The organism is Mesorhizobium sp. M7A.F.Ca.ET.027.03.2.1 (assembly GCF_003999175.1).
GTDB lineage: Bacteria > Pseudomonadota > Alphaproteobacteria > Rhizobiales > Rhizobiaceae > Mesorhizobium.
This window is the reverse complement of sequence record NZ_RZOM01001059.1, coordinates 1-2,143: the sequence shown is the minus strand read 5'-3', so window position 1 is coordinate 2,143 and position 2,143 is coordinate 1. Positions and strand designations below refer to the sequence as shown.

4 protein-coding genes are annotated in these 2,143 nt (G+C 66.9%); 1 reads left to right on the top strand and 3 read right to left on the bottom strand.

The annotated features are described in order from the left end of the window. Positions 1 to 201: 201 nt before the first annotated feature. The gene (locus tag EN750_RS31085; protein WP_127268047.1) at positions 202 to 438 is read left to right on the top strand and encodes a hypothetical protein; all 237 of its coding nucleotides are present in this window, start codon (positions 202 to 204) and stop codon (positions 436 to 438) included. 84 nt (positions 439 to 522) lie between these two features. On the opposite strand, the gene EN750_RS31080 is transcribed toward EN750_RS31085, so the two are convergent. The 3 genes from EN750_RS31080 to EN750_RS31070 form a co-directional block, all read right to left on the bottom strand. Then, complete coding sequence (locus EN750_RS31080; protein ID WP_127331956.1) at positions 523 to 891, bottom strand: helix-turn-helix transcriptional regulator; 369 nt, start codon at positions 889 to 891, stop codon at positions 523 to 525. Positions 892 to 916: 25 nt separating this feature from the next. Beyond that, complete coding sequence (locus EN750_RS31075; RefSeq protein WP_127399003.1) at positions 917 to 1,447, bottom strand: Smr/MutS family protein; 531 nt, start codon at positions 1,445 to 1,447, stop codon at positions 917 to 919. Continuing rightward, the coding region (locus EN750_RS31070) for an MltA domain-containing protein (protein WP_189526581.1) at positions 1,444 to 2,143 on the bottom strand (700 nt) is incomplete at its 5' end. The genes EN750_RS31075 and EN750_RS31070, both read right to left, overlap by 4 nt.

The window sequence follows — 2,143 nt, the reverse complement described above, 5'->3', positions numbered from 1 at the left end:
CATCTCAGGAGTTCCATATCCGATAGCCCTGCCCACGAGGGGGAGATGCCCGGCAGGGCAGAGGGGGGCGCTGTCCCGCCAGCGTCTCGCTCGTGGCCCGGCGCCGCGCGCATCCTCTAATAATCTCGCATTTCTCCGTGAACCATTTCGCTCCGGCCTGCGACACACAGCCGTAACCGAAACCAACCATGGAGACTTCAGATGACTGCTTTTCTGCGCAACACCCTTCTTGCCGCTCTCGCGGTGTCGAGCATGGCCGGATCCGCCATGGCCGAGCAGACCACCAGCTGTTCCAAAACCAACCTCAACGACCTCTGGGCCGGCCGCTGTTGCGGTGATGCCGGGGCGTCGGGCTGCCTGGGGGGTGGAAACAATGGCCATGGCGGCAATGGCGATCACGGCCGGGGCGGAAATGGCGGCACGGCCGGCAAGAAATGATCTCACCACTGTGCCCGCTGGCGGTCCGCCGGCGGGCAGTTTCCTGCTGAGGCAGGCGAACCTGCATCACGCTCGGATCGTCGGCTACGGCCGCTGGTTCAACGCCGCGCGGATCGATGCAGTGATGCGGCGAAGCTCGGCCTCGTCGAGTTTCTCGATGTTTTCGGCCAGCAGATTGGCAAGCTCGGTGGCAGCGGGGGAAAGACCCGACGTGTCGATTTTTACACGCGGGTGCGAGGCTTCGGCCAGCCGCGCCAGTTCCTCGGCGTCGTCCCAGATGATGTTGAAATAGCCGATGATCTTCTGGATCAGCGTCCAGGTCGGGGCACCGCGCCTGCCATGTTCGAGCGCCGACAGGTAGGCGGCGCTGACGCCGATCGCCGCCGCCATGTCCTTCTGGCGGACACCGCGTTCGCCTCGTAGCGTGCGCAGCTTCTCTCCGAACGGGGTCATGTCCCCGCCCTCATGATAGAACTCCTCACAGGCGCGCCCGCCGCAGGCGGATATAGAGCGCACCCGAACCGCCATGGTTGCGGGCGGCATGGTCGTGGCTGGAGACGAGCGGCCGGAAGGCGGGCGTCGACAGCCAGGCCGGAACCGCGCGACGCAACACGCCATCGCCGCCGGAGGACGAGCCCTTGCCGGTGATGACCAGGACATAGCGGACGCCGCCGGCATGCGCCCGGTGCAGGAACGAAAACAGCAGCGAATAAGCCTCGTCCTGGGTCATGCCGTGCAGGTCGACACGGCCCTCGATCGGCAGCCGGCCTTTCGACAATTTGTCCAGCGTCGGCTCGTCGAGGCGGTGCGTGACTTGCTGAGCCTTCGGCTTTGCGGTCCCTGCGGCGTTGGCAGAGGCCAGCGCCGGCTGCGGCTGATTTGGCCTGGCCTCGGCGGCAATGTCGGGGACGTCGACGGCAAATTTGCCCTTCAGCGGCTTGGCCGTGCGCGCCACCAGGTTCCACAGAACCCGGTCGTCCTCGCTGAGCTTGTCCGGGCGCCGGGTCATCGGACCGCACCCGCAACGAGCGCGCGCGGCACCAGCGCATAAAAATCCGCGGCATTGCGGACCACGCCGGCGATCTCGCCCGCGGCATCGCCCGAACCGGCGAACAGGTCGCCCCGCGCCGGTCCGGTGATGGCCGAGCCGGTGTCCTGCGCGATCATCAGGCGGCGGAACGGTTTTGCGTCGAAGGCAGTGAGCGTCGGCGCGTCGATGTAAAAGGGCGTGCCGAATGTATGCAGCAGGCGGTCGACGGCGATCGAGCGGCCCGGCGTCAGCGGCACCTTGGCGGCGGCGATCGGGCCAAGGGCCGCGTCCTCGACATCGGCCTCGCGAAAGAAGATGTAGGAGCGGTTCTGACGCAGGATCTCGTCGACGCGGTCCGGATGCGCCTTGAACCAGGCGCGGATCGACTGCATCGTCACCTCCGCCAGCGGGATCTCGCCAATCTCGCTCAGGATCTTGCCGGGCCCGGTGAAGCGCTGGCCGGATTTGGCAGCATAGGTGACGCGGACAAGCCGGCCGTCGGTCATGGCGAGGCGTGCGGCACCTTGCACGTGAATGAAGAAGGCATCGACCTTGTCGGCCAGCCAGGCGATTTCCAGGCCCTTGCCGTCGAGCGCGCCGCGCTCGATCTCGCCACGGTCGGGATACTCGACCGGCCCGTTCGGCGTCTGGCGCGCGAAAGCGAGGTAGGGATCC